The organism is Nonomuraea fuscirosea (assembly GCF_003001935.1).
GTDB classification, from domain to species: domain Bacteria; phylum Actinomycetota; class Actinomycetes; order Streptosporangiales; family Streptosporangiaceae; genus Nonomuraea; species Nonomuraea fuscirosea.
In genome coordinates this window covers 135,379-159,954 of sequence record NZ_PVNG01000014.1, presented here as the reverse complement: position 1 = coordinate 159,954, position 24,576 = coordinate 135,379, and the positions used below count along the sequence as shown (strand labels likewise).

23 protein-coding genes and 1 pseudogene are annotated in these 24,576 nt (G+C 72.4%); 14 read left to right on the top strand and 10 right to left on the bottom strand.

Annotation, left to right across the window (positions count from 1 at the left end; translation table 11 throughout):
- Positions 1-3 precede the first annotated feature (3 nt).
- Positions 4-783 (bottom strand): LLM class flavin-dependent oxidoreductase, encoded by a 780-nt coding sequence (locus B0I32_RS30515; protein ID WP_106245638.1) that lies wholly within the window; start codon positions 781-783, stop codon positions 4-6.
- 46 nt (positions 784-829) lie between these two features.
- Positions 830-1,125 (bottom strand): annotated as a pseudogene (locus tag B0I32_RS30510) (transposase).
- Between B0I32_RS30510 and B0I32_RS30505 the strand changes: the two are divergent.
- A complete protein-coding gene (locus B0I32_RS30505; RefSeq protein WP_106245894.1) occupies positions 1,124-2,401 on the top strand; it encodes an RNA-guided endonuclease InsQ/TnpB family protein in 1,278 nt (425 codons plus the stop codon). The pseudogene B0I32_RS30510 and the gene B0I32_RS30505 sit on opposite strands and share 2 nt — an antisense overlap.
- Positions 2,402-2,447: 46 nt before the next feature.
- Here the strand turns inward: B0I32_RS30505 and B0I32_RS30500 are convergent, their stop codons facing one another.
- Together B0I32_RS30500 and B0I32_RS30495 are read right to left on the bottom strand one after the other, a co-directional pair.
- Positions 2,448-2,903: a hypothetical protein gene (locus B0I32_RS30500; protein ID WP_146178363.1), complete on the bottom strand. Its 456-nt coding sequence runs from the start codon at positions 2,901-2,903 to the stop codon at positions 2,448-2,450.
- Positions 2,904-3,016: 113 nt separating this feature from the next.
- Positions 3,017-3,940, bottom strand: a complete 924-nt coding sequence (locus tag B0I32_RS30495) for a LysR family transcriptional regulator (RefSeq protein WP_245956125.1) — start codon at positions 3,938-3,940, stop codon at positions 3,017-3,019.
- A 102-nt stretch (positions 3,941-4,042) separates the two neighbouring features.
- Between B0I32_RS30495 and B0I32_RS30490 the strand changes: the two genes are divergently transcribed.
- Both B0I32_RS30490 and B0I32_RS30485 read left to right on the top strand, forming a co-directional pair.
- A complete protein-coding gene (locus tag B0I32_RS30490; protein WP_106245892.1) occupies positions 4,043-5,350 on the top strand; it encodes an FAD-binding oxidoreductase in 1,308 nt (435 codons plus the stop codon).
- Positions 5,351-5,536: 186 nt separating this feature from the next.
- Positions 5,537-7,003 carry a serine/threonine-protein kinase gene (locus B0I32_RS30485; protein ID WP_106245632.1) on the top strand — a complete coding sequence of 489 codons (1,467 nt, stop codon included), beginning with the start codon at positions 5,537-5,539 and terminating at the stop codon, positions 7,001-7,003.
- A gap of 92 nt (positions 7,004-7,095) precedes the next feature.
- Here the strand turns inward: B0I32_RS30485 and B0I32_RS30480 are convergent, their stop codons facing one another.
- Entirely contained in the window at positions 7,096-7,395 is a 300-nt protein-coding gene (locus B0I32_RS30480; RefSeq protein WP_245956124.1) for a DUF3817 domain-containing protein, read from the bottom strand.
- 182 nt (positions 7,396-7,577) lie between these two features.
- Here B0I32_RS30480 and B0I32_RS30475 point away from each other — a divergent pair, with 182 nt between their 5' ends.
- From B0I32_RS30475 to B0I32_RS30465, 4 genes are all read left to right on the top strand, one after another.
- Positions 7,578-8,474 (top strand): DUF817 domain-containing protein, encoded by an 897-nt coding sequence (locus B0I32_RS30475; RefSeq protein ID WP_106245630.1) that lies wholly within the window; start codon positions 7,578-7,580, stop codon positions 8,472-8,474.
- Positions 8,475-8,662: 188 nt separating this feature from the next.
- Positions 8,663-9,265 (top strand): hypothetical protein, encoded by a 603-nt coding sequence (locus B0I32_RS60160; protein WP_245956123.1) that lies wholly within the window; start codon positions 8,663-8,665, stop codon positions 9,263-9,265.
- Between the two features lie 89 nt (positions 9,266-9,354).
- Positions 9,355-9,954, top strand: coding sequence for a sensor histidine kinase (locus tag B0I32_RS60155; RefSeq protein ID WP_281262629.1), 600 nt, complete (start codon positions 9,355-9,357; stop codon positions 9,952-9,954).
- Positions 9,939-10,601 (top strand): response regulator transcription factor, encoded by a 663-nt coding sequence (locus B0I32_RS30465; protein WP_106245629.1) that lies wholly within the window; start codon positions 9,939-9,941, stop codon positions 10,599-10,601. The genes B0I32_RS60155 and B0I32_RS30465 overlap by 16 nt, the downstream gene beginning before the upstream one ends.
- Positions 10,602-10,651: 50 nt before the next feature.
- Here the strand turns inward: B0I32_RS30465 and B0I32_RS30460 are convergent, their stop codons facing one another.
- The gene (locus B0I32_RS30460) at positions 10,652-11,605 is read right to left on the bottom strand and encodes a DUF3500 domain-containing protein (protein WP_106245627.1); all 954 of its coding nucleotides are present in this window, start codon (positions 11,603-11,605) and stop codon (positions 10,652-10,654) included.
- A 196-nt stretch (positions 11,606-11,801) separates the two neighbouring features.
- Between B0I32_RS30460 and B0I32_RS30455 the strand changes: the two genes are divergently transcribed.
- Complete coding sequence (locus B0I32_RS30455) at positions 11,802-12,809, top strand: LacI family DNA-binding transcriptional regulator (protein WP_106245626.1); 1,008 nt, start codon at positions 11,802-11,804, stop codon at positions 12,807-12,809.
- A 313-nt stretch (positions 12,810-13,122) separates the two neighbouring features.
- Complete coding sequence (locus B0I32_RS30450; RefSeq protein WP_106245624.1) at positions 13,123-13,467, top strand: hypothetical protein; 345 nt, start codon at positions 13,123-13,125, stop codon at positions 13,465-13,467.
- Positions 13,468-13,606: 139 nt separating this feature from the next.
- On the opposite strand, the gene B0I32_RS57945 is transcribed toward B0I32_RS30450, so the two are convergent.
- Entirely contained in the window at positions 13,607-13,981 is a 375-nt protein-coding gene (locus tag B0I32_RS57945) for an STAS domain-containing protein (protein WP_281262628.1), read from the bottom strand.
- A 192-nt stretch (positions 13,982-14,173) separates the two neighbouring features.
- On the bottom strand, positions 14,174-16,996 hold the full coding sequence (locus B0I32_RS30440; protein ID WP_245956122.1) for an AfsR/SARP family transcriptional regulator: 2,823 nt from the start codon (positions 16,994-16,996) through the stop codon (positions 14,174-14,176).
- 295 nt (positions 16,997-17,291) lie between these two features.
- On the opposite strand from B0I32_RS30440, the gene B0I32_RS30435 reads away from it, so the two are divergent.
- Together B0I32_RS30435 and B0I32_RS30430 are read left to right on the top strand one after the other, a co-directional pair.
- On the top strand, positions 17,292-18,266 hold the full coding sequence (locus tag B0I32_RS30435; RefSeq protein WP_106245618.1) for a M23 family metallopeptidase: 975 nt from the start codon (positions 17,292-17,294) through the stop codon (positions 18,264-18,266).
- Between the two features lie 82 nt (positions 18,267-18,348).
- Complete coding sequence (locus B0I32_RS30430) at positions 18,349-19,785, top strand: N-acetylmuramoyl-L-alanine amidase (protein ID WP_106245616.1); 1,437 nt, start codon at positions 18,349-18,351, stop codon at positions 19,783-19,785.
- Positions 19,786-19,979: 194 nt separating this feature from the next.
- Here the strand turns inward: B0I32_RS30430 and B0I32_RS61060 are convergent, their stop codons facing one another.
- Together B0I32_RS61060 and B0I32_RS30420 are read right to left on the bottom strand one after the other, a co-directional pair.
- The gene (locus tag B0I32_RS61060; protein ID WP_281262627.1) at positions 19,980-20,105 is read right to left on the bottom strand and encodes a hypothetical protein; all 126 of its coding nucleotides are present in this window, start codon (positions 20,103-20,105) and stop codon (positions 19,980-19,982) included.
- A gap of 347 nt (positions 20,106-20,452) precedes the next feature.
- On the bottom strand, positions 20,453-20,659 hold the full coding sequence (locus B0I32_RS30420; protein ID WP_106245888.1) for a cold-shock protein: 207 nt from the start codon (positions 20,657-20,659) through the stop codon (positions 20,453-20,455).
- 371 nt (positions 20,660-21,030) lie between these two features.
- Here B0I32_RS30420 and B0I32_RS30415 point away from each other — a divergent pair, with 371 nt between their 5' ends.
- The 3 genes from B0I32_RS30415 (at position 21,031) to B0I32_RS30405 (ending at position 24,565) form a co-directional block, all read left to right on the top strand.
- The gene (locus B0I32_RS30415; protein WP_245956121.1) at positions 21,031-21,873 is read left to right on the top strand and encodes an SAM-dependent methyltransferase; all 843 of its coding nucleotides are present in this window, start codon (positions 21,031-21,033) and stop codon (positions 21,871-21,873) included.
- A gap of 129 nt (positions 21,874-22,002) precedes the next feature.
- Positions 22,003-23,346: a cytochrome ubiquinol oxidase subunit I gene (locus B0I32_RS30410; protein WP_106245613.1), complete on the top strand. Its 1,344-nt coding sequence runs from the start codon at positions 22,003-22,005 to the stop codon at positions 23,344-23,346.
- Positions 23,339-24,565, top strand: coding sequence for a cytochrome d ubiquinol oxidase subunit II (locus B0I32_RS30405; protein ID WP_106245611.1), 1,227 nt, complete (start codon positions 23,339-23,341; stop codon positions 24,563-24,565). Before B0I32_RS30410 ends, B0I32_RS30405 begins: the two co-directional genes overlap by 8 nt.
- The last annotated feature ends 11 nt before the right edge of the window (positions 24,566-24,576 follow it).

Sequence of the window (24,576 nt, the reverse complement as noted above, 5' to 3'; positions counted from 1 at the left end):
CCGTTACCGTGGTGGGCCGGCGGCGATGGTGGCCCGGGCGTCCGCGACGCCGCCGCGCCACCAGCCCATCGCCTCCACCCACCACGTCATGCCCGCCGCCGCGTACCCGTCGACCAGCCCGTCCGCGGCACGACCCTCCAGCGCGATGTCGAAGCCGTCCAGCGAGCCCCGCTGCTCGGCCAGGAAGTCCACCACCCGCGCGAACTCGGAGACCGGCACCGGCGGCAGGTCCTGGCCGTATTCGTGGAAGGTCGGCATCGCGCCGTCCCACCGGGCCGCCCGCCGGAAGCCGACCTTGGTCGGCCAGCGTCCTGGGCACCAGATCGGGATGCGCGGGCGCTGGACCGGCGACGGCGGCAGCTCCTTCCACAGCCGCGTCAGCTCCTCCAGCCCCTGGTCCAGCTTGGCGGCGCGCGCCTTCAGATCGGGGTCCTCGCCGAAGTCGGCGTACTCCGCGTCGACCGAGCCGAGGCCCGCGCCGACGACCAGCCGCCCCCCGGACAGCAGGTCCAGCGTCGCGGTCTCCTTCGCCACCATCTGCACCCGCCGCCGCGGCAGCGCCGTCATCAGCACGCCGATCCTGATCCGGCTGGTCCGGGCCGCGATGGCCGACAGCACCACCGTCGGGTTGACCACGGGCCAGTCGCGGTCGTGGTAGAGCAGGTGGTCCCAGAGATAGACGCCGTCCCAGCCCCGTTCCTCGGCCGCCACGGCGAGCTCGACCAGCACCTGAGGATCCCCGAACTCGCCGAGATTCGGCAGCCCGACCGCGTAACGCACCATGCGCCCCAGGCTACGCGATCACAGCTCGATGATCACGGAACGGCTGTCACGGCCCGGCAGCCTCAACAGGGTCCCCGTGGACGCGGCCGAGCCCTTCCCCGGCAGGGGCGAGGGCAGCGCCCCCCACGCTCCCCGCGAAGTACGAGCCGGACCATAGCTTGATGGCTCGGTAGTAGTGGGCGGCCAGCTCGGGGAACTCTTGGCGCATCCGCCGGGACGCCGGTGCCGGTATTTGGTCACGAAAACCAAGTGAGCGTGCAGCAGGAAAACATCGTATCTGCCGGTCCTTATCTCGCTGTATTGGCCATAACCCAATGCTAGATCAGGGAAAATTATGGTCATGAGCGGGCGGGAGTTGGTCAAACGGCAGCGCGGGCATAGAGCGCGTCTGGAGCTGACCCGCGACCAGTCCGCGATCCTGGAGGAGCAGGCGTCCGCCGCGATCACCCTATGGAACTGCCTGCACGCCTACTGGACGCATTTCCCCGGCAGAAGGCCGACCCTGGCCCAGGCCGATCAGGCGATCCGCCAAGCCCGCACGGATGTCCCGTTCCTGGCGGCCTTGCCCGCCCAGGCCGCCCAGGCCGTCCTGAAAACGTATCGGCAGGCGTGGGAGAACTTCTTCAACCCCGGCCACCCTGCCAAGCGGCCAACCTTCAAGTCCAAGAAGAACCGGCCTCGGCCGGCGGTCGACGTGCCGCAGGCCCGCACCATGCGGATCGTCCGCCTGTCGGCCAAGTGGGGACAGTTCACCCTGCCGATGGTGGGTCGGGTCCGGTTCCGGTGGACCAAAGGGCTGCCCGGCGTCGGAAAGAACTGCCCCGCGGGGAAGGTGACCGGAGCCCGCCTGGTCAAGGACGCGTTCGGGTGGAGCATCGTGTTCCGCACCGAGACTCTTGCCGAACCCGCTGCCCCGCACCCGGGCGAGCAGGTCGGGATCGACCGGGGCATCACGGTCGCGCTGGCCCTGTCCGATGGGACCATGCGCGAGCACAGCCCCTGGCTCACCGGCCGCGAGGCCGGACACCTACGCCGCCTGGAGAAGAAGTCGGCCCGTCAGCGCGCGGCCCGGCCCAGGAAGACCCGCCCCTCGGGACGCGAACAGCGCACCTACGACCAGATCGCCCGGCTCCGCGCGAAAGCCAAGCGCAGAGCCGTCGACTGGCAGCACCAGACCACCACCGAACTCGCCGGCACGTTTGCGGTGATCAAGGTGGAGAAACTCGCCATCCTCAACATGGTCAAATCCGCCAAGGGCACGGTCGAGGCCCCTGGCAGGAACGTCGCCCAGAAGGCGGGCCTGAACCGGTCGATCAGCGACCAGGCATGGGGCCGGACCGTCACCCTGCTCGCATACAAGAGCGCCGAGCGGGGCGGGCAGGTCGTGAAGGTTCCCGCGCCGGGCACCTCACAGACCTGCCACCGGTGCGGGCACCGCGACCCGGCCAGCCGCAACGGCACCGTGCTGGCCTGCGTCAATCCCGTGTGCGGGTGGGTCGGCCATGCCGACACCAACGCCGCGATCAACATCAACAACGCCGCAGGACCTGCGGTGTCAGGACGTGGAGACCTCGGGCTCACCCGGTCTGCGAAGCGTCAACCCCCGCGCGCCGCTTAACCGCGACGCGACGGGAGCATCCTCGGCCTTCAGACCGGGGAGGAGGTCAAGGGATCCGGTACTCCTGCGCCTTGCCGCAGTACCCGATCCCGATGGGCGAGTTGCTGCGGCGGCACACCTGCACGACCACCCGGTCGATGGTGCGCACCGACCCCTGGTCGGACAGCGAGAAGGCGAACTTGACCTGCTCGTCGTCGGCCTTCTGCGTCGCGCTGTCCACCAGCTCGCTGCCGCGGTAGGCGCTGAAGGTGGCCAGGGAGTGCATGTCGTCGGGACGGCAGATGGTCGGGGTGGCTTCGTCGGAGAGTAACCCTTCGACGTCGACGCGGGGCCGGATCACCGGCCCGTCGTACCGTTCGATCGTGCCCTCCGTGAACCCGCGGCGGCACGAGTCGCCCGAGTCGGCGGAGAAGGGGACAGCCTGGGCGGCCAGGGCGGGCGGAGCCGCCAGAAGCCCGGCGGCGAGCACGGTACTCATCGTCAACCCGGCGAGCAGACGCACGATTTCACCTTCCGTTGGGTGCTGGATTCCGTCACCCATCGTGCGCAGCGCCGCCCCTCCTGCCAGTGCCCGCCGTTACAGCCGGCCCAGGAAATCACGGACCGGGCGGTCGTTCAGGCAGAGAGCACCAGGTCGTGGGCGGCCTGGGCGAAGGCGCGGACCCGGGCGGTGGCGCCGTCGGTCCGCCACAGCAGGCCCCAGCGCAGCGGCGGAGCGTCACTGATCGGGATGTAGGCGACGTCGGGACGGGCGTAGTAGCGCCTGGCCTGGGCCCCGACGGGGAAGGCGCCCTGGCCGGCGCCGATGAGGGTCAGCATCTCGTTGAACGTCGCGGCGGAAGGGCCCGGCTCGATCGGCCGTCCCGCCGGAGTCGCGCTGGGGGTGCGGTCGGCCCGCAGTGTGACGGGCAGCGTGTCCGGCAGTTGGAGCAGCTTCACCCGGGCCAGGTCTTCGAGCGAGATCGACGTACGGCGGGCGAACGCGTGCCCGGACGGCACGGCCAGCATGCGCGCCTCCGACACCAGCACGGGACCCGTGGCGATGTCCGGCTCGTCGATGGGGAACGTGCCCAGCGCGAGATCGACCTGGCCGTCACGCAGCCAGGGCATCAGATCGACCATCTGCGCCTCGCGCAGCCGTACGTCGCAGCCGGGCAGCCGGCGGCGGAACGACTCGGCGGCGCCGGCGAGCAACTGACCGGCCGCCGCGCCGACGAAGGCCGCCCGCAGGACGCCGGTCAGGCCGTGGCCGGTGTCGACCGCCCGCGCGAACGCCGCGCCGATCTGCTCCCAGGCGGGCCCGACCTCCTCGGCCAGCCGCCGGCCCACGGCGGTCAGCTCCACCCGGCGGCTGGTGCGGACGAACAGCGGCACCCCGGCCCGGCGCTCCAGCTTGGCGATGGTCTGGCTGATCCGGGCGGTGGACACGCGCAGCCGCTCGGCGGTGCGGCCGAAGTGCAGCTCCTCGGCCAGCGTCAGGAACGCCTCCAGCTCGTGGCGCTCCAGCATGACCCCCCCGATCGTTAACTCCAGCTTCACGATTCTCGCACAGGGCCCCATTGATCGGCGCCTCCCCGCGGACCAGAGTGGAACGCGCCCACCCGGATGGCGACGTTCCCCAACCTCACGATCGGAAGACAGATGACCGACACGTTGCACGACCTGCGCGCCCTCGTCCGCGGACGGGTGCTCCTCCCCGGGGACGACGGGTTCGACGAGGCCAGGCAGCCCTGGAACCGGGCCGTCGAACAGCTCGTCCCCGCCGTCGTCGAAGCGGCCGACGCCGCCGACGTCGCGGCCGTGGTCCGCTTCGCCCGCGCCCGCGGCCTGGCCGTCGCGGCCCAGCCGAACGGCCACGGCGCCACGACCGGCCTCGACGGCGCCGTCCTGCTGCGCACCCGCCACCTGAACTCCGTCGAGATCGACCCGGCCGCCCGGCGAGCCCGCGTCGGCGCGGGCGTGGCCTCGGGCGTCCTCCAGGCCGCCGCGGCGGCGCACGGCCTGACCGGCCTGCCCGGCAGCTCCCCGGTCGTCAGCGTCGCCGGGGTCGCGCTCGGCGGCGGGCTCAGCTGGTTCGGCCGCAGGTACGGCTGGGTCGCCGACAGCGTGACCGCGTTCGACATCGTGGACGCGGAAGGCGAGCGGCGGCGCGTCACCGGCGACACCGACCCCGGCCTCTTCTGGGCCCTGCGCGGCGGCGGCGGATCGCTCGCGATCGTCACGGCCCTGGAGCTCACCCTCCACCCCGCGCCGCACCTGTACGGCGGCCGGATGATGTGGCCCGCCGAGCACGCCCTGGACGTGATGGACGCCTACCGCCGGATCACCGCCATCGCGCCCGACGACCTGACCGTTTGGCTGGACCTGCTGCACTTCCCCGGCTCCGACCCCCTCGTCGCCGTCGACGCCACCTACCTCGGCCCTGACGACGCGGCCCGCGACCTGCTCGCCCCGCTGGATCGGCTGCCCCGCCCGCTCGCCGACGGCAGGCGGACCATGACGGTCGCCGAACTCGGCGCCATCACCGCGGAGCCCACCGAGCCCAGCGCGGGCTCCTCGCGCGCCGAACTGCTCACCGAGCTGGACGACGCGGTGGTCAAGACCCTGCTGGCCGACCCGATCGCCCCGCTGATGAACGTGCAGCTGCGGCACCTGGGCGGCGCGTTCGCCCGCCCGTCCGACAGCCCCCACGGGCCCCTGACCGAGCCGTACGCGCTCTACCTGTTCGGCGTGCCGGCCGACCCGGCGACGGCCGCGGCCATCGCGGCCAGGCAGCGCGCGCTCGCCGGCGCCCTCCCGGTGAGCGGCCGCAAACCCTTCACCTTCCTCGGCCCCGGCGAGACGCCCGCCGACGCCTTCGCTCCCGCCGCGCTCCAGCGCCTCCGGGATCTCGAACGCCGGCACGACCCGGACGGCACCTTCCGCGCCAACTACCCCGTCTCGACCTGAGGCCGGCCTTTCGGCGGAGCTCTCCGAGCGGGGCTTTCGGTGCGGCCGGCATCGCCGAGCCCGCCGCGCGCGGGCGGATTCTCGCTTACTGTGCATCTCGGGGGATGCATTACGGGAGAATGTCCGGGCCGTCCCGAGTGGCGGGGCCGCGGCGTTCCGGGGGAAACACGGAGGATGAAGTCGGGAATGGGTGCTCAGACGCAGGAACAACTCGGCCCCTACCGGATGATCCGGAAGATCGGCGAGGGCGGTATGGGGGTCGCCCACCTCGGTCTTGACGCCGCGGGCCGGGAAGTCGCGATCAAAGTGCTGCACCCGCACGTCGCCGCCGACCTCAAGGCACGCGACCGCCTGTTCCGCGAGGTGGAGACCATGCGGCGGGTCCGCAGCCGCTTCGTCGCCGAGGTGCTCGACGCCGAGCTGGCCGGCGGCAAGCCGTACGTGGTGACCAGGTTCGCCCCCGGCCGCACACTTGAGGACACCGTGCTGACCCAGGGCCCGCTGGCGGCGCACGAGGTCGTCACGCTCGCCCAGGGGCTGGCCCAGGCGCTGGTGGACATCCACGAGGCCGGCGTGATCCACCGCGACCTCAAGCCGTCCAACGTCATGCTGGTCGGCGGCCAGCCGCTGGTCATCGACTTCGGCATCGCGCACCTGGTGGACGCGGCCAGGCTGACGGCGACCGGCATGGTCGTGGGCACGCCCGGCTACCTGGCGCCCGAGATCATCCGCGCCTCCCACGTCACCCAGGCCGCCGACGTGCACTCCCTGGCCTCGACGGTGTTCTTCGCCGCGACGGGGCTGCCGCCGTTCGGCACGGGGACGTTCGAGGCGGTCTGCTACAACACCATGGAAGGGCGCTCGCAGATCGACAAGGCGCCCGCCTGGCTGCGGGGCTGGCTGAGCAACGCCCTCCAGGTCGATCCCACCGCCAGGCCCGACGCCCGCGAGCTGCTGCGCACGGCCAGGGCGCTCGACCCGGCGAGCGGCGCCCCGCGGCGCCCGGACCGCACCCAGGCCATGGACACCCTCTCCGACCTGCTGCCGCCGGTCACCTACGCCACCAGGCCGCGGGAGGAGCGGCCCGCCGTCCCCGCGCCGACCCTCAGCTCCGACTGGTCCGAGCACTCCGGCCAGTCCGATCAGCCCGAGCGGCGGCGTCCGCCCGCGCCTCCTGCGGAGCCGTTCGACCTGAGGCGGTTCGTGCACGGCAGCGGCTTCGTCGGCCTGCTCATGCTAGTGATCCTCATGGCGCTGACCGTGATGAACCCGGTCTCCGGCGGGCTGGGGGCGGCGGCGCTCGCGCTGGCGCTGCGCGCCGCCGACCACTACCTCGCCGAGGACCGGCCGCCGTTTTCCACGGCCGGGCTCGTGGCCGTGGGCCACCTGCTGCTGTCGGTGGCGTTCGGGCTGGCCGCCGGTGGCCTGCTCCACATGGCCGGACGGCTGAACGCCGGCCACGCGGAGAGCCTGGGCGCGGGCCTGTTCACACTGGGACTGTTCGTGCTGCCCGGCGCGGCCCCGGTGCGCAGGGCCGCCTCGGGAGCGCTCGCCCGCATCCTGCCCGGCGGCAGCGCGATCGTCGTCTCGACCGCCGTGCTCGGCCCGATCACGCTGATCGCCGTCATCGTGGCAGTGGCCCAGATGTTCTAGCGTCTGGAGCCGGTGGGCGGTGGCATTCGCCCGGTCGGGCGGCACCGGGCCAGGCGGTCAGGTGCCGGCTCCGCCGGGCGGACGCGTTCCGGTCAGGTGGCCGCCGCCGCCGTCGCCGTGCGGGCCGCCATCCGGCGTTCGAACCACACCGAGGTGAACGGCGGCACCGCGCAGGCCAGGCCCAGCACCGCCGTGCCCCGGCTCCAGCCCGCCTCCCGCGCCGACAGCAGCACCCCGGCCGCGTACAGCACGAACAGCGCCCCGTGGATCGGCCCGAACACCTTCACCCCGAGCTCGCTGGTCTCCGTCACGTACTTGAAGAACATCCCGACCAGCAGCCCCGCCCACGAGCACGCCTCGGCCACCGCCACGAGTCGAAACCAGCGCAGCACGATCCACCCTTTCCGTCCGATCACCGAAGGCTTACTCTACAGTCTGTAGAGTGTGCCGCGCGGCGTGGCGCGAGCGGCGGTCCCGCCCGCCGGGACCTCGCTCGTCATGGGCCTGCGTTTCTTCACAGGACCTCCCCGAAACCCGAGCAACTCCGGCAGGGTGCGAATGGTCGGATAAGGGCGTGAGGTTCTTCGTCGCGCAACTCTTCCGGTTCGCCTGGGCCGAGGCCAGATCGTGCCTGTTCGCGGTGGCCATGTTCGCCGGTCTGGCCGCCTCGTCCGTCGTGCCGCTGCCGATCCCGCGCTACGACGCGCTGCTGATCTACGCCGTCGCGGTCACCGTGACGCTGCGCGCGCTGCGCTGGGAGAGCAGTGGCGAGACGGCCGTCATCGCCGGGTTCCACCTGGTCGGGCTGGCCTTCGAGCTGATCAAGGTACGGCTCGGGTCGTGGAGCTATCCCGAGCCGGCCCACACCAAGATCGGCGGGGTGCCGCTCTACAGCGGGTTCCTCTACGCGGCGGTGGGCAGCTACGTCTGCACGGCCTGGCGGATCTTCTCGCTGCGCCTGGTGGCCTACCGGACCGTGCCGGTCACGCTGGTGGCGCTGGCGATCTACGTGAACTTCGTCAGCCAGCACTGGTGGATCGACCTGCGGCTGCCGCTGGCCGTGCTGCTCGTGCTGGCGACCTGGGGGACGGTGGTGCACTTCACCGTGGGCGCGCACCGCTACCAGATGCCGCTGGCGTTGTCGCTGACGCTCATCGGGTTCTTCCTGTGGGTGGCCGAGAACCTGGCGACCTACCTCGGCGCCTGGCAGTACCCGTACCAGCGGGAGACCTGGCAGCTGGTGCATCCGGCCAAGTTCGGGGCGTGGGCGCTGCTGGTCAGCGTCACGTTCGTGATCGTCGCCTCCTGGCAGGCGGCCCGGGGCCTGCTGCACCTGCCCGCCGCCTCCCGCGGCCTGCCGCGCGGCTGGGCGTTGCCGCTGCGCCGGGTCGGTCCGCTGGGAGGCGCGGCGTACCAGGTGGAGGCGGTACGGCCGGGGAGTGGGGCTGGACCCACCGGGCGCGGGGCGTAGCGGGATGACGGCGCGCGAGCGCCGGCCGTACCTTCTCCATGTCGGGCGCATCGGACAGCGCCCGGGAAGTGGGGGAGGGCGGACATGACAGATCACGGGCTGCCGGTGCGGACCGGCCCGCACGCCCGACCGCGAGCGGCTGCGGGGGGCGCTGGCACAATGGCTGACGTGGTCGAAGGGGCAGGCGGATGAGACGGTCCACGGGAGGCCGCCTCCTGCGCTGGTGCTCCGGGATCGGGCCCGGCCTCTACCGGTCGGCGGTGCTCACTGGGCTCACCGTCCTCATGCCGGCCGCCGCCGTGACCGTCGGGTACTTCGGTTCCCGGCTGGCCTACTCCTGGTCGGCGGGGATGACCGCCCCTCTCGTCCTGCGCGTGCCGGCCGCGGCCGGTGAGACGCTGGTGGTCGGCGTGTGGATCGCCGCCACCCTCTGGATGACGCACGCGGTGACCAGCCGCGCGTTCAGCCGGGCCGCCCGCCGCCTCGTACGGCGCTGGCTCGGCACCCGCATCGAGGTCGACTACCGGCCCGTGCCGCCGGTCACCTCCATGTCCACCGGCTACTGGTGGGACGGCCGCGAATACCACAGGTCCGAGCGCGAGGCCCGCCGCAAGGCCAGGCAGCACGCCAGGATCCACGATCCGCAGGTGTACTGGGACGGGCTGTGGAACCTGGTCGCGGGCGTGACCGTGCTGCCGGCGGCTACCTGGCGCTCACCCCCGGCCTGCTCGCGTACGGCGTGCTCCTGGTCGTCGCCGGCTTGGCCGCCGCGCCATGGGCGTGGCGGGTGATCGGGCCGGTGGCGGGCCGGTTCCTCGGGCCGATCCCGAGCTCGCGGCTCGGCCGGCGGATCAAGGAGCTGGAGGCCATCCGCGCCGACATGACCGCGACTCAGGCGGCCGAGCTGGACCGCATCGAACGCGGCCTGCACGACGGGGCCCAGGCCAGGCTGGTCGCCATGGGCATGTCGATGCAGGCGGCCGAGCACCTCGTCGACGCCGACCCCGCCGCCGCCAAGGCGATCCTCGCCGAGGCCCGCGCCTCGTCCGTGGCCGCCCTGACCGAGCTGCGCTCGCTGGTCCGCGGCATCAACCCGCCCGTGCTCGCCGAGCGCGGCCTGGTGGACGCCGTCCGCGCCCTGGCGCTCGACGCCCCCGTCGAGGTCGCCGTGCGCAGCGCGGTCCCGTCCAGGCCCGAGCGGCCGGTCGAGTCGGCCCTCTACTTCGCCGTGGCCGAGCTGCTGGCGAACGTGTCCAAGCACGCCGGCGCCACCCGCGCGACGGTCGAGCTCGGCTACGCGGACCGCACGCTCAGCGCGACCGTGACCGACGACGGAGCCGGCGGGGCCGACCTGTCGGCGGGCTCGGGGCTGAGCGGGATCGGACGCCGGATGGCGGCGTTCGGCGGGCGCCTCGACATCGACAGCCCGGCCGGCGGGCCCACCCGCGTCACCGTGGCGGTGCCATGCGCGTTGTCGTAGCCGAAGACCTGTTCCTGCTGCGCGACGGGCTGGTGCGCCTGCTGGGCGCGTACGGGCACGACGTGGTCGCGGCGGTCGGCACCGGGCCGGAGACGCTCGCGGCGCTGGTCGAGACCCGTCCCGACGTGGCGATCGTGGACGTGCGGCTGCCGCCGACGTTCTCCGACGAGGGGCTGCAGGCCGCGCTCGCGGCCCGCGAGCGGGTGCCGGGCCTGCCCGTGCTGATCCTGTCCCAGCACGTCGAGCAGCTGTACGCGCGCGAACTCCTCGCCGACGGCCACGGCGGCGTCGGCTACCAGCTCAAGGACCGCGTCCTCGACGCCGCCCAGTTCATGGACGCGCTCGACCGCGTCGCCGGCGGCGGCACCGCGCTCGACCCGGTGGTGGTCGCCAAGCTGCTGGGCCGGCCCGCGCGCGCCGATCCGCTCGCCACGCTCACCGAACGGGAGCGCTCGGTGCTGGAACTGATGGCCGAGGGCCTGTCGAACGCCGCCGTCGCGGGCCGGCTGTTCCTCAGCGAGGGCGCGATCAGCAAGTACACGACCACGATCTTCGCCAAGCTCGGCCTGGCCGCCGACGACGACATCAACCGCCGGGTGCGCGCCGTCCTCACCTATCTCGGCGCCGCGGCCGACGACGACCGCTGAGCGGCCGCGCCGCCACGACCTCCCGGACCGCCGAAGGCGGCCGGGGGCGATCAGTGCTGGTCGGCGTAGTGCCGGGCGAGCAGGTCGCCGCCCCAGTCGTGACGCAGGTCGCGCCACACGGAGTGGACGTGGTTGGCGTCGTCCTGCGTGTTGTCGTACTCCAGCAGGAACGTCGGCCCGGTGACGCAGTAGTAGTGACCCTGCCCGCGCCGGTCCGAGCCCATCCAGGCGAAGGTCACCCGGTCCAGTCCGGCGTCTCGCGCGTCCCGCCAGCAGGTCTCGCCGTACCAGCCGGGGGCGCGGTCGAAGTAGCGGCGGACCAGTCGTTCGAGCATGTCCCGCGACGTCGCCGTCATGTCGGCGTACGGCAGCCCATGGGGGATGAGGGCGGCGTCGGCCGCGGGGTCGTTACGGGTCAGGACGTCGTCGGGAGCGACCGGGCTGGTGATCGCGATCGAACGCTGGTGCGGCGCGAGGCCGGCGAGCAGCGCCCGGCCCAGCTCCTCCTCCTCGGCGAGCAGCCGCAGGCCCCGCCGCGGCCCGGACAGCACCAGGGCCGGCTCGGCGCCGAGGAAGCTCGGCGTGACCGTGATCGAGTCGCCGGCGACCGTGATGTGCACGGCGAGGTGGTGGCCGTTGATCCGCCACATCCACGGGGCCGCACCGGCCGGATCGCCGAAGACGCGGAACCAGTAGCGGTCGCCGTCGATCTCGTCCACGCCGGTCACCAGGCGGCGGCGGACGCGTTCGAGCTCGATGACGCCCCTGGCCGTACGCGCGCCGCTGACGCCGCAGCCGATCTCCAGCAGGGCGAGCGCCAGCTCCTCCTGGGCCGGGGTCATCTCGACCAGCGGCAGGCCCGGACGGGGGCCGGGCAGATACGACCACTCGGTACGCTCGGCCGCGTCGAACGCCGCCGTCGCCGCGGCCTTCCGCTCGGGGTCGAGCGAGCCGAGGAAGCGCAGCACCGCCTGCCGCATCACCTCGACGTCGGGGGCGCTCATGAAAGCTCTCGCAATGCCACAAACCGCAACATACTGCAAAAAACGCCGATATCCGCGCGCAAATAAGCGCATGCGGTGGCACTGAGACGGGGAACGGCGGCACGGCGGCGGCACGGCGGCGGCACGGCGGCGGCACGGCGGCGGGGGCACGGCGGCGGCGGGGTTTCGGGCCGTGCGGCCGTGAAAGGATGCTGGCGTGGTGACGATACAGGACGTGGCGAAGGCCGCAGGGGTCTCGCCCATGACCGTCTCCCACGTCATCAACGACCACCCGCACGTCAGGACCGAGACGCGCGAGCGCGTGCTGCGGGCCATCGAGGAGCTGGACTACCGGGTCAACGTCGCGGCCCGCAACCTGCGCACCGGGCGTACCGGGACGATCGGCCTGGCCGTCCCCGAGATCGACCGCCCCTACTACGGGCAGCTCGCCGCCGAGATCATCAAGGTGGCGGCAGGGCACCACCTCAGGGTCGCCATCGAGCAGACCGGCGCCTCACGCGAGGGCGAGCTCGCCGCCCTCGCGCTGTCCCGCAACCGGCTCTACGACGGCCTCATCCTCAGCACGGTCGGGCTCGGCCCGGCCGACACCGACCTGCTCAGGGTCGACCACCCCGTGGTCATCCTGGGGGAGCGCATCTTCGACGGGCCCGTGGACCACGTGGCGATGCCCAACAGCGCGGGCGCCAGGGCCGCGACCCGCCATCTCCTCGAACGGGGCTGCCGTCGCGTCGCACTCATCGACGGCCCGCAGCGGGGCGAGGTCGACGTCTCCAGCCTGCGCTACGACGGCTACCGCGAGGCGCTCGACGAGGCGGGCCTCCCGTTCGACCCGGCGCTCGTGGCCCCCATCGAGCAGCTCACCATGGAGCGGGGAGCGGCGGCCGCGCGCCGCCTGGCCGGCTCGGGGGCCGGGTTCGACGGCGTCTTCTGCGTGACCGACACGGTCGCGCTCGGCGCGCTGCGCGGCCTGGCCGACAGCGGGCTGCGGGTGCCGGACGACGTCAAGGTCATCGGCTTCGACAACATCGCCGAAGGCGCCTACAGCGTGCCGTCGCTGTCCTCGATCGACCCCGACCACGCGCTCATGGCCGGCACGGCCGTCGGCTTCCTGGTCAAGCGGATGGCGGAGAAGGGCGCGGCCAGGCAGGCGCCGCGCGAGTTCGTCAGCCCCTTCTCCTTGGTCGCCCGTGAATCGACCGGCTGACCCGGCGTTCACGGGCGAGCGGCCGGCGGCACCAGGCAGACAAGCGGGGCGGTTCGTCGCGCGGTGGGACGCTCGCAACGAATGGGGTCTGTGGGCTTTGACGGGTTGTTTGGGTTTAAGGAGGTAACTGAGAACATCTGCATGGGTACGTCTGCTTCCGTCTGGGCGCCCGCTTATAGGGCGGACGCCGGCTTCTGGCCGAAATATCCATGAACGGAAACGAGAGCACGTGAATACTAGAATTTCGCAATCGCGCGCGCCGCGCCATGGGCTGTTCGCGGCGCTAGCTCTGACCGGTGCCGCCGCCAGCGTCATGCTTCTGCCCCTGGGCATGGGGGTGGCCAGCGCGAGCGCCGGCTTCTCCACCGTCCAGGCCGGAGGCCCGCCGGCGCCGGTCAAGCACGTCTACAAGCCGAGGTACGTCCCGCGGGAGAAGCCGATCCTGCGCAACCCGCACTACCGTCCGCCGCGGATCGACGTCATCGTCGACAACCGCAACCACTCGCGCAACCACCACCCGAGGCACCGCTTCGAGCGCCGCGAGGAGGTCAAGCCGGCCCCGGTGGTGAAGCCGGTCAAGGAGGAGCCGGTCAAGGAGGACGTGAAGCCGGACAAGTACGACGACGGTAACTGGTGGTGGCCGGAAGAGCTGAGCTGACCTCCGTCAGGGACGCTCGCTGCCACGCCAGTGCGCTGACCCGCCGGACCGGGATGAACATCCGCCCCGGGACGGCGGGTCTGGTCGTGTTCGCGGACATGTCGTGCGAAACCTGTCCGCGCCGGACGACCGGTGGCCCTCACACCTGTGCGGCGGCGGGCTCACCGGACTGGAGCGCGGCCAGGACGGCCTGTTCCACGGAGTCGTGGACGCTCAGCACGGTGTGCGCGCAGGTGATCCGCATCATGCTGGCCAGCTTGGGATGCGGCGCGGCCAGACGCAGGCTGCCGCCGTGCTGGCGGGCGAAGGCGTGCGTGTTGAGCAGGACCCGGAGCCCGGCGCTGCCCAGCAGTTGCGCGTCACTGAGATCGATGACCAGATGTTCGTGCGGCGCGCGCCGGCTCGCCTGAAGGTAGCGGTCCAGCTGGCCGGCGGTGGCGGCGTCGATCTCACCCGCGACGGAGATCACGCTCACCCCGGGCAGTCTCTGTGTCGCGAACGTCAGTTCCCGCACGTGCACCCTCCCCTGACGTGAGGAGCCGAAGCGGCCTGACCGGCCGCTGTCGATCCCTACCGTACCGAGACGGAGGGGCAGCGTACAGAGCCGTGAGGACGACCCTGACGTAACCTCTCGTCGGCTCCCGGTGACCCCCCGGCGGGCCACCGCGGGCCGGCCCCGGCACCGCACGCGATCCGGGCGCCGTCATCACAGACCGGCGCCCTCGCGCAGCTCCTGGCGCAGCTCGACGGCCCGGTGCAGGTAAGTGGAGGCCAGCGCGGTCCGCCCGGCCGAGCGGTACAGCTCGCCGAGCGTCTGGAACGTGGCCGCCTCCCCGCTGCGGTCGCCGAGCTGCTGGAAGACCGCCAGCGACGCCCGCAGCCGGTCGGATCCGTCGGACCGCTCGCCTCTGGCCACCTGGAGGCCGCCCAGGCTCTGCATCGCGTACGCGCCGCAGTGCCGGTCCCCGAGCGTCTCGAAGATGTCCAGCGCCCGGCCCTGGCAGCGCATCGCCTCGTCGGCGTCGGCCTTCAGGTCGTGCAGGCGGCCCAGGTGCATCGAGACGCAGCCCTCACGGTGGGTGTCGCCGAGCTCCCTGGCCAGCCGCAGCGCCTCGGACAGCCACCGGGACGCCTGGCGCAGGTCCTGCAGCGACAGGTAGATGCGCCCGATCGCCTGCCGCGCGTACGCCTCGCCGCCGCGGTCGCCGACGGCCAGGAACATGGCCAGGGCGTGCCGGAAGGACCCGAGCGCCCGCAGGTGCTCGCCGGAGAACTGGCTGGCCGCGCCGAGCCCGCAGATCGAGATCGCCTCGCCGCGTACGTCCCCCAGCTCGTGGAAGATCGTCCGGGCGCGCTTGAGCATGTCGCAGGCCTCGGCGTAACGGTCCTGGTAGAGGCAGACCTGGCCGAGGCCGCGGAGCATGGCGGCCTCGCCGCGGCGGTCGCCGGCCGCGCGGGCGCTGTCGAGCGCCAGCCGGTGCGTGAGCTGCCAGTCGTCGAACCGGCAGTGCAGGTCGAAGTAGGGGACGAGGGCGGCGGCCAGTCCCCACGCGGAGGTGGCCAGCCCGGTGCCCGCGGCCAGCTGCACGGCCTCCACCAGCGACTGGCGTTCGGCCTCGAACCACGGCAGCGGGTCGGAGGTCAGCCGGGCCAGGGTCTCCTCCGGCAGGCTCCAGGGGGCGGGCTCCTCGGGGGTCAGGCTGAACAGGGTGGTGGGCAGGCGCGCGGTGGCGTGCCCGGTGGCGCTGGTCCAGCCGCCGAGCACGCGGGCGAGCGCCTGCCGCTCCGCCTCGCCGCCGTTCTGCTGCCTGGCCTGGCAGCGCATCAGGTCGTACAGCCGGTAGCGGGGCTGGCCGAGGGCGTCGGTGCCGTCCAGCCGGACGAGGTTGGCGTCCACGAGGGAGTCCACGACGGCCTCGCCGCGCCGGCGGCCGAGCACGGCGTCGGCCACCCAGCCGGGCACGGAGGCGGGGCCGAGCAGGCCGAGCGCGCGGAAGGTGGCGGCCGCTTCGCTGGTCAGGCGGCGGGTGCTGCGTTCGAAGGAGCCGCGTACCTCCAGGTCGCCGGCGCGTAGCTCGTCCAGCCTGCTGGACTCGTCGGCCAGGCGCTGCTGGAGCACGCTGAGCGGCCAGCCGGGACGGCCGGCCAGGCGGGCGCCGGCGACCCGGACGGCCAGGGGCAGGTGGCCGCAGGAGTCGAGGATGGCCAGGGCCGCCTGCCGCTCGGCGGCCAGCCGCGCCGGGCCGACGATGCGCCCGAGCAGCTCCTCGGCCTCCTCCGGCGGCAGGACGTCCAGCTCCAGCAGCCGGGTGCCGGGCAGCTCGGTGATGCGGCGGCGGCTGGTGACCAGGACCGCGCAGCCGTTGCCGGGCAGCAGGGCGCGTACCTGGGCGGCGTCGGCCGCGTCGTCGAGGAAGACGAGCATCGGCCGTTCCGCCAGCAGGGAGCGGTAGAGCGCGGAGCGTTCGTGCACGGTGGGCGGCAGGGCCGCGGCGCCGACGCCCAGCGCGCGCAGCGCCTCGGCCAGCAGCTCCGCCGGGTCGGCGGGGGTCGCGTCGGTGCCGCCGAGACACAGGTGCAGTTGCCCGGCCGGGTAGCCGCCCCGTACGGCGTGGGCGCAGTGCACGGCCAGCGCGGTCTTGCCGACGCCGGGCGGCCCGACGACCATGGCGATCGACGGCGGCCCCTCGGGCGCGAGCTCCTCGGCGGACAGTGACCTGGTCAGGGCGGCGACGGCCGCGGCCCGGCCGGTGAAGTCCGGGATGTCGGCCGGCAGCTGGTAGGGCGGGGGCGGGGCGGCGGGCACAGAGGCGGGCACAGAGGCGGGCACAGAGGCGGGCAGGAGGGCGGGCACGGGCTCTCCGGCCAGGACGCGGGCGTGCGCCTCGCGCAGGTCCTGGCCGGGTTCGACGCCGAGATCCTCGATGAGCTGCCGTCTGACGGCGGTGTAGGCGTGCAGCGCCTCGGCCCGCCTGCCGGTGTGGTGCAGCGCCAGGATGAGCCGCTGCCAGAGGTCCTCGCGGTAGGGGTGCTCGCCGACCAGCTCGCGCAGGTCCTCGGCGGCGGAGGCGTGCTCGCCCGCGGCGAGCTTGACCGCGATCAGCTCCTCGGCGGCGGCCAGCCTGGCCTGGGTGATCGAGCGCAGCCGCGCGTCCCACACGGGGCTCGCGGGCAGGTCGCCGAGCGGGGTGCCGCGCCACAGCGCGAGCGCCCGGCGCAGGTGGGGGGCCGCCTCCTCGGTACGCGCGCTCGCCCGCGCCCTGGTCACCAGGTCCTCGAACAGCAGCAGGTCCAGCCGCTCCGCCTCCACCTCGACGGCGTAACCGGACGGGTGGGCGGCGATGCGGGCCTCCGTCGCGCCGAGGACGCCGCGTAAGGAGCTCACGTACGTGCGCAGGTTGGCCGTCGCGGACGAGGGCGGGGTGCCGGTCCACAGCACTTCGATCAGGGCGTCGGAGGCGACCACCTGGTTCGCGTCGAGCAGCAGCGTGGCGAGCAGCAGCCGCGGCTTGGTGCCCGCGATGCGCACGCTCTGGTCCGCGGCCCTGACCTGTAACGGGCCAAGGACGGCGAATGTTGGCTGATCAACCACTATGACCGCACCTACTCCTCAGCTGGAGGTATTGCAACCATTGCCGGGTTGTTCGTTCGGGCTGGCTGAGTCTTTATACCGATTTTGGATGTTCTCTGTATGCCGTACTCGCAATCTTGACCCCCAGCAAGCGCACGTCGTGAGATCCATTTGATCATGCTCGGCTCCGGGTCGACCTCGTCCCCGGAGCCGTACGGAAAGGATCCTTATGAGAGCCAGCAGGGTGCTTACGGTGGGGTTCGTCCTTACGTGCGGGCTCGTGGCCGGGCAGACGGCCTCCGCCGCCCCCACGCCCGCTCCCACACCGAGCGCGGCTCCGAGCGGCACGCCGACCACGGGCCCTGGGCAGGACCAGAACAACCCGCCGGACCAGGTCGACGTTCCCGAGGTCTCCACCCTGGCCGCGCCCAGCTTCCAGCTGCCCTTCCCCTGCGGCCAGAGCTGGACCGGCAACTCCAGCGGCAGCAGCGCGCACCGCTCGTACGAGATCGACTTCAACCGCGGCAGCACCGCCTCCGCCGACCTCGGCGACACCGTCGTGGCCGCCGCGGCCGGCACCGTGGTCATCTCCGCCCACCAGGGCTCCACGAACGGCTACGGCAACCTGGTCAAGATCGACCACGGTGGCGGCTGGACGTCGTACTACGCGCACCTGAACGCGCGCTCCGTCAGCGCCGGCACCCAGGTCCGCCAGGGCCAGAAGATCGGCACGGTCGGCAACACCAGCAAGCCGGGCAACAACATCAGCCCGCACCTGCACTACGAGGTCCGCAACGGCGCCAGCTACCCGGCCAACGTGCGCAAGGCCGTCTTCAACGGCGCCACGTTCGGCTACCCGAACCAGACCCTGACCTCGAAGAACAGCTGCGGCGGCGGCAGCACCAACCCGCACACCGCGACGTCCGTGTGCGGCAGCGGCTACAAGGTGATCGACTCCGCCGCCCTGGGCTCGGCCGGCACCGCCTACCTGCTCTACAACTCGGGCAACGGCTACAACTGCGTGGCCACGATCAAGAAGACCTCGCTCGGCAAGAACACCGCGACCAGCGCGTACCTGGAGGTCAAGGGCAAGTCGCGGATCACCGACAGCGGCAACTTCGGCTACTACGCCGGCCCGGTGCGTGCCTCCGCGGCCGGTCAGTGCGTCAAGTGGGGCGGCAAGGCCGGGTCGAGCACGTACAACAGCGACTTCGAGCACTGCGGCTGACACCACACGGCGCCCGCGCGCATCGTGCCGTGCCGGGCGCCCCGCGTTCCCTTACGACACCCCCCTTCCTGAGGAGAACACTGTGCGAGCCCGACTGCGCCGCTCAGCCGTGCTGCTGACCGGCGCGCTGATCCCCGCCTCGCTGCTGATCGGCCATCCCGCCGCGGCCACGGCCGCCGCCGACCCCGTGTCGGGGGCGTTCGCCGAGGCGGCGGCCACCTACGAGGTGCCGCGTGACCTGCTGGTCTCCCTCGCCTACGCCGAGACCCATCTGGACGGCCACGCCGGCGAGCCCAGCGCCAGCGGCGGCTACGGCGTGATGCACCTGGTCACCTCCCGCACGCTGGAGCGCGCGGCCAAGCTGACCGGGCGGCCCGTGTCCGCGCTCAAGAGCGACGACGCCGCCAACATCGCCGGCGGCGCCGCCGTGCTGCGCGCCTACGCCGACGAGGCCGGGCTGGACGCCGCCGCCCGCAAGGACGCCGCCCGCTGGTACGAGCCCGTCGCCCGCTACGGCGGCGCCACCTCCCCCGACGTGGCCCGCCTGTACGCCGACACCGTCTACGACCTGCTGGCCCAGGGCGTGCGCGGCACCACGACCGGCGGCGAGAGCGTCACGGTCAAGCCGCGCGCCGTCGAGCCCGACCGCGGCCCGTACGCCAAGGCCAAGGACCTGGACGGCCCCGGCACCCTCGCCGCCGCGGTCGACTACCCGCAGGCCACGTGGGTGGCGGCCAACAGCGCCAACTACGCGGTGTCCAGCCGCCCGTCCAGCGACAAGATCGACCGGATCGTCATCCACGTGGCGCAGGGCTCCTACGCCGGGACGATCTCCTGGTTCCAGAACCCGTCCGCGAAGGTCAGCTCCCACTACGTGGTGCGCTCGTCGGACGGCGCCGTCACCCAGATGGTGCGGGAGAAGGACCGGGCCTTCCACGCCGGCGACTACAACCGGCGCTCGGTCGGCATCGAGCACGAGGGCTTCGTCAACGACGCGTCCTGGTTCACCGACGCGATGTACCGCTCCTCGGCCGCGCTGACCCGCAACATCGCCGACCGGTACGGCATCCCCAAGGACCGCACGCACATCGTCGGCCACAGCCAGGTCCCGGGGGCCGACCACACGGACCCGGGCGGCAACTGGAACTGGAACACCTACATGCAGTACGTCACCGGTGGCGGCGGCGGCCCCACCAACCCGCACACGCCGGAATCGGTGTGCGGCAGCGGCTACAAGGTGATCGACTCGGCCGCGCTGGGCTCGGCCGGCACGGTCTACCTGCTCTACAACTCGGGCAACGGTTACAACTGCGTGGCCACGATCAAGAAGACCTCGATCGGCACGGCCAGCGCGACCAGCGCGTACCTGGAGGTCAAGGGCAAGGCGCGGGTCACCGACAGCGGCAACTTCGCCTACTACGCCGGCCCGGTGCGTGCCTCGGCGGCCGGTCAGTGCGTCAAGTGGGGCGGCAAGGCCGGGACGAACGTCTACGACAGTCCGTCCGAGCACTGCGGCTAGGACGATGACAAGGGGCGGGTGCGGGCGGCGGCCCGTGCCCGCCTTCCCGCGCGCTCGGAGCGCGGCGCCGCGGCGCCCGCGGTGACCACGCGCCTGCGGATCGCGCGTGGTGCCGGCGCTCGGCGGTCGCGCGCGGTGCCGGCGACGCCCGGTGGCGGCGTCCGGTGGCGGCGTCCGGTGGTCGCGCGCGGTGACTACAGCTTCTCGAGCTTGGCGTACGGCGCGGTCAGCCGGTAGGTCTCCGAGCCGAAGTCGACGATCACGGCGACGTCCTGGTGCACCGCGATCACGCGGCCGAGGCCGTATTTGTCGTGGCTCACCCGGTCTCCCGTGACGAATTGCTCAATCGCGGGCGGGGGTACGTCGGGGACTTTGAAGGGGCTGGTAGGCAGCTGGCGCCGGGTGGCGGCTTGATAGGGCCTCATTGGCTTGATTATGGTCCTTACCGGGAGATAAAGCGACCGAAACCACCAGATACTGGTGGAATTCATACCCTGGCCTGTTGGAGATGGCGGGGAAGTGCCGGTAAGCCGGCCTTCCGGTTACCCGCCGGGTGCCGGGAACGGCTCGCCGGATTCGGGAAACGCTCTTCCGGGGTTCCGGAGACGGAACGAGAACGGGCCCGCCCCCCGAGGGGTGCGGGCCCGGCCTCATGCTGCTCGCCTGATCAGGCGGCTACGATGTTCTCCGCCTGCGGGCCCTTCTGGCCCTGCACGACGTCGAACGACACCTTCTGACCCTCGGTCAGCTCGCGGTAGCCACCGTTGGAGACGATGTTGGAGTAGTGCGCGAAGACGTCGGCGCCGCCGCCGTCCTGCGCGATGAAGCCGAAGCCCTTTTCAGAGTTGAACCACTTCACGGTGCCAGTAGCCATGTCGATCTCCTTCAGAAATTGCAGGAACGAGAGAATCCGCACCGCGCGGATCTCGTGTCGCCGCGATGAGCCCATCCGGAGAAGACCGGTAAACGAAAAACGCGCCTGCAGATCATGTCTGTCAGGCGCGCAAAGTCACTATGGGTGCCATAACTGCAACGTGTAGAACTCTATCACAGGTGTGACGCTGCCTTCAGCAGAAGCGACCCGTCGCGTCCGGCCCGTCTTGGGCCCCGTTGTGGGTGCCGTCCTCGGGGCGGTCCTGAGACGCCTGAGCCCGGTGGGATAACCGGGAGGAAGACCGCGAAAGATCCGATCACAGAACGCCGATTCCCCCTAAGATGCGGTCATAAGGCAGAGAAGGGTGACGCGTGACCGAGAGTGAGCGACCCGCGGGGAAGATCGACCCGAACGTCCCCACCGTCGCCCGGATGTACGACTATTTCCTGGGTGGTAAGGACAACTTCCCCGCCGACCGCGAGGCCGCCGAGCGCATCGTCCAGCTGAGCGGCAAGGGCGGCGCCGACGTACGGGAGATGGCGCGGGCGAACCGGGGCTTCCTGGTCCGCGCGGTGGAGGCGGCCGCCAGGGCCGGCGTGCGGCAGTTCCTCGACATCGGCACCGGCCTGCCCACCCAGGACAACGTGCACCAGGTCGCCCACCGGATCGTCCCCGACGCCAGGGTCGTCTACTCCGACAACGACCCGGTCGTGCTGGTCCACGCCCGCGCGCTGCTGACCGGCGACCCGCACACGGTGATCGTCGAGGGCGACGCGCACGACCCCAAGGGCCTGCTCGACGCCGCCGCCCGCCACCTCGACTTCGGCGAGCCGGTGGCGGTCCTGGCCGTCGCGCTGTTCCACTACCTGGCCGACGACGACGAGGTGGCCGGCATCGTTCGGACCCTGCGCGAGCCGCTGGTGCCGGGCAGCCACCTGATCATCTCGCACGCGTACGTGGAAGAGGGGCAGAGCTCCGGCGAGCGCAAGGCCGGCACAGAGGAGGTCTACCGGCGCACCACCGCCGGCGTGCTGCACTGGCGCGACCGCGACACGGTGCGCGCCTACTTCGACGGCCTGGAGCTGCTCGAACCCGGTCTCGTGCCGGTCCAGGACTGGCGCAACGACGACCCGATCGTCGCCCCCGGCCTGGACAAGGGCGGCATCCTGGGCGGCGTCGGCCGTGTCCCGCTCGAAGCCCCACAGTCCGGCTGAGCGGAACCGCGACACACCACGCGAGAACGCCCTCTCACCCCCACCTGCGGCGTAACCTGCGGAAACAGGGCCGTACGCAGCTCCGACCTCCCCCGCGTGCCGGCCAGGCACACAGCGAGGGGAGTGCGGATGATCACGGCCGTCGCGGGCGCGTTCGCGGCAGCGGACCAGGAATACCTGTTCGAGGCGCGGCAGATGCAGGCGCTGTCGTTCATCGTGCACATCCCGCTGGTGTGCTTCGGCATCGCCTTCCCGGCGATGGTGCTGTTCTGCGAGTGGCGCTGGCTGCGGACCGGCGACGCGCTCTACCGCACGCTGGCCCGGCGCTGGGCGAAGGTGATGCTGGCGCTGTTCGCCATCGGCGTCGTGACGGGGACCATCCTCAGCTTCGAGCTCGGGCTGCTCTGGCCGGGCTTCATGGCGAGCTTCGGCAACGTGTTCGGCCTCGGCTTCACCATGGAGGGCTTCTCGTTCTTCATCGAGGCCATCTTCATCGCGATCTACGTCTACGGCTGGGACCGGCTGCGGCCGCGCACACACTTCCTCATGGGCATCCCGGTGGTGGCCGCGGGGATCACCGGATCGTGGTTCGTGATCTCCGTCAACGGCTGGATGAACCATCCCGGCGGCTTCGCGCTGCGGGACGGCCGGGCGGTCGAGGCGCGCCCGTGGTCGGCGCTGTTCGCCAACGAGTTCTTCTGGCACGAGTTCGTGCACATGTACTTCGCCGGGTACATCGTGGCCGGCTTCCTGATCGCCGTCCCGTACGCGTGGAGCTTCCTGCGCGGCCGCTGGAGCCGGTACCACCGCACGGCCCTGACGGTCGGGCTGTCGGCCGCGGCGGTCGCCGCGCCGCTGCAGATCGTGATCGGCGACTGGGCCGCGCGCGAGATCGCCCGGCACCAGCCGGTGAAGCTGGCCGCGCTCGAAGGGCTCGGGAAGACCACCAGAGGCGCGTCCGAGCACCTGCTGGGCTGGTACAACGGCGCCGAGGTCGTCTACGGCATCGAGATCCCGCGGCTGCTGTCCCTGCTCGCCTTCCACGACCCGGACGCGACGGTCGCCGGCCTGAACACGGTGCCGGTGCAGGATATCCCGCCGGTCAACGTCGTCCGGCTGGCCTTCCAGAGCATGGTCGGCATCGGCACCCTGCTGGCCCTGCTCGGCCTGGTCTTCCTCTACGTACGCCTGCGCCACAAACGGCTGCCCGGCTCGCGCTGGTTCTACCGCGCGGTCGTGGCGGCCGGCCCTCTGTCGGTCGTCGCCCTCCTCGCCGGCTGGGTCACCACGGAGGTCGGCCGGCAACCCTGGATCGTGTACGGCGTGATGCGGACCGGCCAGGCGGTGACCGGCGCGTCCGGCATCCCCATCGGCTACGGCACGCTGATCGTCGTCTACCTGGGACTCGCCGGCGGAGTCTGGTGGCTGCTGCACCGCTTCAGCCGCGTGCCGCTGGAGGAGCACCATGACTGAGATCCCGATGCTGCTCATCCTGGCCGGTCTCGCCGCCTACACCGTGCTGGCCGGCGCGGACTTCGGCGCGGGCCTGTGGACGCTGCTGGCCGGCGGGCGGGAGAGCCGCGACGAGCTGCGCCATTACGCCCGGCACGCGATGGGCCCCGTCTGGGAGGCCAACCACGTCTGGCTGATCTTCGTGCTGGTCGTGTGCTGGACGGCGTACCCGGTCGCGTTCGGCTCGATCATGTCCACGCTGGCGGTGCCGCTGTTCCTCGCGGCCGTCGGGATCATCCTGCGCGGCGCCTCGTACGCGCTGCGCGGCCAGCTCGACGGCGCTCCCGGCGAGCGGCCGGTCGAGTACCTGTTCGCGCTCTCCTCGATCCTGACGCCGTTCGCGCTGGGCACGGTCGTGGGCGGCATCGCCTCGGGGCGCGTCCCGGTGGGCAACGCCGCGGGGGACCTCGTCACGAGCTGGCTGAACCCCACCTCGGTGTTCATCGGCGCGCTCGCCGTCGCCACCGGCGCCTACCTGTCGGCCGTCTACCTGGCCGCCGACGCCCACCGGGTGGGATCCCGCTCGCTGGAGTCTGCCTTCCGCACCCGTGCGCTCGTCGCGGGCGGCTGCGCGGGCGCGCTCGCGCTGGCCGGGCTCATCCTCGTCCGGTACGACGCGCCCGCGCTGTCCGCCGGGCTGACCAGTGACGGAGGCGCGGTGATGGTGGCCGTCTCCGGGCTCGCCGGCCTGGCCACCCTGCTGCTGGTCTGGCGGCACCGCTTCGGTCCCGCCCGCGCCTCGGCGGCGCTCGCCGTCGCGGCCATGGTCGCCGGCTGGGCCCTGGCGCAGCGGCCGTACGTGCTGCGCGGGCTCACCCTCGACCAGGCCGCGGCCGGGCGCTCGACCCTGACGGCCGTCATCGTCACGGCCGTGATCGGGGTGGTCGTGCTGTTCCCCGCGCTGTTCCTGCTGTTCCGGCTCTTCCTGCGCGGCGACCTCGACCACGGCGCCGCCCCCGCCGCCGCCGAAGCCGCCGCGGGGCCCTCCGCCGGGCCTGCCAGAGGCGCCGCCGGACGTTCGATCGCGCGTGGCCGGCACGCGGCGTTCGCCGGTGTCACGCTGGTCGCCGGCGTGGCCATGACCGTCCTGGCCGGTCCCGGCTGGGTCCTCGCCGTCGGCGTGATCCTGCTGGTCGCCTGCGCCGCGGCCACGTTCACCCTCGTGGCGGCGGAATCCTGAGCCGGTCCGCC